This window comes from bacterium (assembly GCA_040755795.1).
Lineage (GTDB): Bacteria > UBA9089 > CG2-30-40-21 > CG2-30-40-21 > SBAY01 > JBFLXS01.
The window spans coordinates 1-5,112 of the sequence record JBFLXS010000297.1 but is presented as its reverse complement, the minus strand read 5'-3'; the positions used below and the strand labels follow the sequence as shown (position 1 = coordinate 5,112).

General features: G+C 39.3%; 5 protein-coding genes. 2 read left to right on the top strand and 3 right to left on the bottom strand.

The features are described from left to right. Positions 1-284 precede the first annotated feature (284 nt). The 3 genes from AB1414_15220 to AB1414_15210 all read right to left on the bottom strand — a co-directional run bounded on the left by AB1414_15220 (position 285) and on the right by AB1414_15210 (position 3,612). Positions 285-1,613: a HEAT repeat domain-containing protein gene (locus AB1414_15220; protein ID MEW6608771.1), complete on the bottom strand. Its 1,329-nt coding sequence runs from the start codon at positions 1,611-1,613 to the stop codon at positions 285-287. 399 nt (positions 1,614-2,012) lie between these two features. Then, positions 2,013-2,945 carry a toll/interleukin-1 receptor domain-containing protein gene (locus AB1414_15215; GenBank protein MEW6608770.1) on the bottom strand — a complete coding sequence of 311 codons (933 nt, stop codon included), beginning with the start codon at positions 2,943-2,945 and terminating at the stop codon, positions 2,013-2,015. Between the two features lie 217 nt (positions 2,946-3,162). After that, positions 3,163-3,612: a DUF4231 domain-containing protein gene (locus AB1414_15210; protein ID MEW6608769.1), complete on the bottom strand. Its 450-nt coding sequence runs from the start codon at positions 3,610-3,612 to the stop codon at positions 3,163-3,165. 303 nt (positions 3,613-3,915) lie between these two features. Here AB1414_15210 and AB1414_15205 point away from each other — a divergent pair, with 303 nt between their 5' ends. Beyond that, positions 3,916-4,470, top strand: a complete 555-nt coding sequence (locus tag AB1414_15205) for a hypothetical protein (protein MEW6608768.1) — start codon at positions 3,916-3,918, stop codon at positions 4,468-4,470. Between the two features lie 129 nt (positions 4,471-4,599). Then, on the top strand, positions 4,600-4,992 hold the full coding sequence (locus tag AB1414_15200; GenBank protein ID MEW6608767.1) for a phage integrase N-terminal SAM-like domain-containing protein: 393 nt from the start codon (positions 4,600-4,602) through the stop codon (positions 4,990-4,992). Positions 4,993-5,112 lie beyond the last annotated feature (120 nt).

Here is a 5,112-nt window from a genome sequence, read left to right as displayed (position 1 = left end):
AATCCATGTAAATTTAAGTGTAACCTCTCAAGTGCTTTATTTTAATAGAGTTATACATACATTAAAACTTCTTCCTCATCAAAGGGACTATACTTTTTCTTGTCAACAGCCTCTCAAGATGCGACCCTACTCCCCTCCCAATTCAAGATGCGACCCTACTCCCCTCCCCGACCCTACTCCCCTCCCGACCCTACTCCCCTCCACTACTCCCCTCCACTTACCTCAAATTCTAAACGGTCTCTTTTTTTCTTGACAAACCTTTTCATAGGTGACCCTAAGTTCTCCTATTGTTGGATATTTTGTAAAGCCTTCTCTGCTGCTTCTCTTACATCCTCACTACTATCATTTTGTGAAACTTTAGTTAAGGCCTCAATAGCCTGTAAGTTACCTATCTTTCCTAAGGCTCCTGCTGCTAACTTTCGAACTCCCCAATCCTCATCTTTCAATGCATCAATAAGTGATCCTACTGCTTGCTTATCACCTATCTTTCTTTTCCCTAAGACTTTTGCTGCTTTCTCTCGGACCCACTTATCATCATCCTTTAAAGCAGCAATGAGTGACTGAACTGCTCTCTTGTCACCTATCTCTCCTAAGGCTTCCACTGCATAGCATTGGGTCATTCTATCATCATCCCCCAATGCAGCAATTAGTGGTCCTACTGCTCTCTTGTCCCCTATCTTTCCTAAAGCATCGCAGCAAGCCCATCTGACCCACTTATCATCATCCTTTAAAGCAGCAATGAGTGACTGAACAGCTGGCTTACCTATTTTTACTAAAGCTAATCTTGCATCGGCTCGGACCTCGCAGTCTTCATCCTTCAATGTAGCAATTAAGGGATCTTTCAATGTAGTAATTAGTGGTTTTACTGCTCGAGAGTCTCCTATATTACCTAAAGCTATTGCTACTCTCCCTCGGACCCACTTATCATCATCCTTTAAAGCAGCCATAAGTGGCTCAACTGCCCTTTTATCACCTATCTTTCCTAAAGCATCGCAGCAAGCCTTTCGAACACCACTATCCTCATCCTCCAAAGCAGTAATAAGTGACTCAACTGCTCTCTTGTCACCTATTTCCCCTAAGGCGTGGCAGCAATTCCGTCTGACCCACTCATCATCATTCTTTAAAGCAGCAATGAGTGGTGCTACTGCCCTCTTATCACCTATTTTCCCTAAAGCAAGTGGTGCTGTCAATCGGACAAACTCATCCTCCTCCATTGCAGCAATGAGTGGCTCAACTGCCCTTTTATCACCTATACTCCCTAATAAGTCTGCTACATGCCCTCGGAGATTTACATCTTCATCCTTCAATAGAGTAGTTAGTGGCTCAACTGCTTTCTTATCACCTATCTCTACTAAAGCGCAGCAGCAATGCCATCGGACCCCCATATGTTCATCCTTAAGTGCAGCAATCAATGGCTCTACTGCTCTTTTGTCTCTTATCTCACCTAAGGCTTCTGCTGCGTCCCTTCGAATCTCTCCATTCTTATACTTAAGTGCTTTGATTAAACCTTTAACATCCTTCCTTTTTTTCAACTTCTCAATATTTGGCTTCCCAAATCCAAAAAGTCCCATGTATTCCAACATCTCCTTTAAACTTCCACCAAATAGAATCATTTAACCTACTCCTACAGAGATTATTCCTTTCATTCCTCTGTATCTAATTTACTATCCAAAGAAATAAAGTCCAATATTATATGAAGAGGGAAGAAAGTGTGAATAAATACCTATTTTCTCTCCCCTAAACTAAATACAATAATATGCTCCGGAAAATTGAAGAAGAAATAATTTCTCTCAGCTTACTTGAGGCAACTAACTACTGCTTAAGAACAAGAGTAAGAACTACATAAAAAAATCTCTTTTCCTGAAAGCATATAACACTCACACATTTAGAGATTTCCGAGAAGTAGAAGTTAAAAGAGAATTAGCTCTTTATCGCCAGAGCCATACGAATATTTTTAAATATTATCATCGTAGATTTCAATATGGCTCTCAAGTCCCCTGCTTACTTTCTCATCACCGTAAAAGCCAACCAAATATACGCCACAACCAACTTGATTTCTTCTGCTGTTCTTTAAGCCATTGTTGCCTTCCTATTCTTCCATAAACAGCTGCATACAATTCTTCAGCTATTTCTCCTTTGGATAGTTCATAACAATCAATTAGCTTCCCGTTCTTGGTCTCACCAAATGGCCACCCAACTTGTTCCATATCCAAAAATACTAAGTGAAAGTTTTTCTTTTGTATAGACATCTCATTCGCCCATTGAATCTCTTTCTTTACCCAATCTGATCCTATTGAATGCTTGGTCAATATTGCAACGAAAGACTGGCAATCAGATATTGCTTTAGATAGCCACTCATCAAGTAAAGTTCGTGGATCGCGAGATTTTTCCTCCCATCTATCGAACCATATCTCTGCTTTAGCCTCCTTCTTGAGATCACTAGCAAACCTTTGGCCTATTTCCTCATCTTTATGGCTGTAACTGAGAAAAATGCTTATCTCTATTTCACTTACATCTGAAGGAACATTTTCTTCCTCAAACCTCAATGGGATTTTGGACTTGTTTGCCAGTCTTTTGATCAATGTATGTGGGTGCTCGTAACTTTCTTTGGATCCCTCCCAATTGTGAAATTGGTCCATATATCTGTCCATATACTTTTTTCTAAATATGCATACACGCTCAAATGCTTTTTCAAGATTTCTTGAATATTCATTACCTTCCTTAACCCAAATCCCACCATAGAAGTCAGCTCGGATATAAACAACCCGATCACCGACTCGAATTGATGGATCAATCCCAATATCACTTCCGTAGTCTGCGGCATATTTTCTGTGTGGGTTTCCAGTAATTTCCATTTCCAAGAAGAGCATATCTCCCGACGGAAGCAAATACAGGTCAAGGACTTTCCCTTTTTCACCATGAAAGTAGTTGCCAATTCCTGCCATCCTTTTATCACCTCCTGAATGGAAGGCAAATATAATCTCCCTCCAAGTATTTCATATAGTGCTTAATCACTCTCTACTTCGAGTAATAAATAGTCACAGAGTGAGCACAGCACTAAAGAAATTCTCCTCACTTTGTGGTAAAAGACCTTCTACATCTTTACAAAAGTCTTTTTGCTTCATCCTTTGGTGTCTAAAATGGGCTCTCGTGCGAAGTTCCTTAAGTATGCATTGCCTTCTTTTCTTCCTGCTTTTGCGAAATTATCCATAGAGTATTTTCTCTTGAGATAAGCGACTCAACCCTTTCAATAAAAAGGGCCTCTCGGTCCTCTGAATCTTCGTACCCCTGAATGCCAGCCTGATAATAATAAATTTCTTTCCTAAGAGTTTCACAGGTCGTTCGGTAGTTAATCCAGTTTTCCTGGTATTTGAATGTTTTTAAAGCAGTAGTTCCAATTGCTACCAGAGCTGATACAACCACAGCCGTCCATCTTTGCCATTCACCTCCAACAGCGATAACGACAAGGATTGGTGTTATTGCCGAAAGGACAATAACGGACCATTGAAATATTTTGTATCTCTTTTGGTTCCAGATAGCCTTCTGATCATACCATGCTATCTGGTTTTCATATCTCTCTTTAAGGTATTCTTGAAATTTTCCCGAGTTCATCAATACTACCTCCTTATGGGGATTGCCTTGATCTCTGCAACAATTTTCTTTATGTTCCAATAAACAATTCTCGCATTTTAGGAAGTCGTTTGAAACAACAAATAACTTCGCTTAAAACTTCCGTCCCCTCCTTCCTTTTAAAATGCTGGATATGTCTAACAAGTTATTATATGGTTTTCTGTACTTTAGCACAATTTAGTCAAAAAGTCAAGAAAAAAATTGACAAAAACAAATAAATTATGTATAATTCTAACTGGTTATCATTACTTTTTACATGATATACAGAAAATAGGATAATTCTGCATGATTAATATACCAACAGATATTTTCGCCCAATATAGTTTGATACTGGCTAAAAAATCAGTCCCTGTTTCTTATCAATCCCATTATAAAAAATGGTTGAGATACTATCTTGACTTCTGCCATAAATATGGCTTCAGTCATTCAAATAAGGAAAGTCTGACTCAGTTCATAAAGAAGTTACAGGAAAAACACCAGACACAAACACAGCAAAAACAGGCAGCCCATGCTGTATCTCTTTATTATGAGATATTGCAAGTTGGTGTTAATGCGGCAAATGGTAGCAATATAACCTCAGCCCCAAAAACCAACCTGCGTTCAGAAACGATAAAAAAGAGCCCACCATCATTCATAGTACAGGTTCATAAAGAATCACAGAGCGAAGAAAAGGACTCAGTCATAGCACAATGGAAGAATACTTACGCGGATATGTCCGCTGAAATAAAGATGAAGCACTATTCTCCAAAGACATTAAAGGTATATACAATATGGGTGACTGTGATTCAGACACTGGACATCAGACACAAGACTATAGACTCTATTTATGCAGGAAATTAGTAACATTTGGGAAACCATCCTCAAAATTTCACTCCCTGAATTTTTCCTGAGCCTTACCTACAGAAGTATAGGCAGGTCTCCCAAGCCTTCATTCTTCTGCAATTTCTGCCCGTTTCAGTCTGGGATCTGATGTCTATAGTCTACTGTCTGAATCACAGAATATGGGTGAGAAAGTTCCAGGGTTTTACCCGAAACAAATCACCTCTTTTGCTTTCTTCCACGGATGTAAAAGAATTTCTCAAATATCTTGCCGTCAAGGTGAATGTTTCAGCATCTACGCAGAATCAGGCGTTTAATGCACTTCTCTTTTTGTTCAGGCATGTGCTAAAGAAGGATTTTGGTGACCATCGGGATAATGTCAGGGCCAAGAGAAGGCCTTATATACCGGTTGTGTTGTCCAGAGATGAAATAGATGTGCTACTTACACATCTTTCATATCCGTATGATCTTGTGGTGAAGCTTTTGTATGGCTGCGGACTGCGATTATTTGAGTGCCTTAATCTGCGTATTCACAATTTGTAAGAGTTCAGGTAGGATAAAAATAAGGAGAAAGGGAGAAGATGGAGAAGTGGAGAAAAGAAGAGTTAACTGATAGGATTATTAATGCCTGTATTAATGTCCATAAAAAGTTAGGACCTGGTT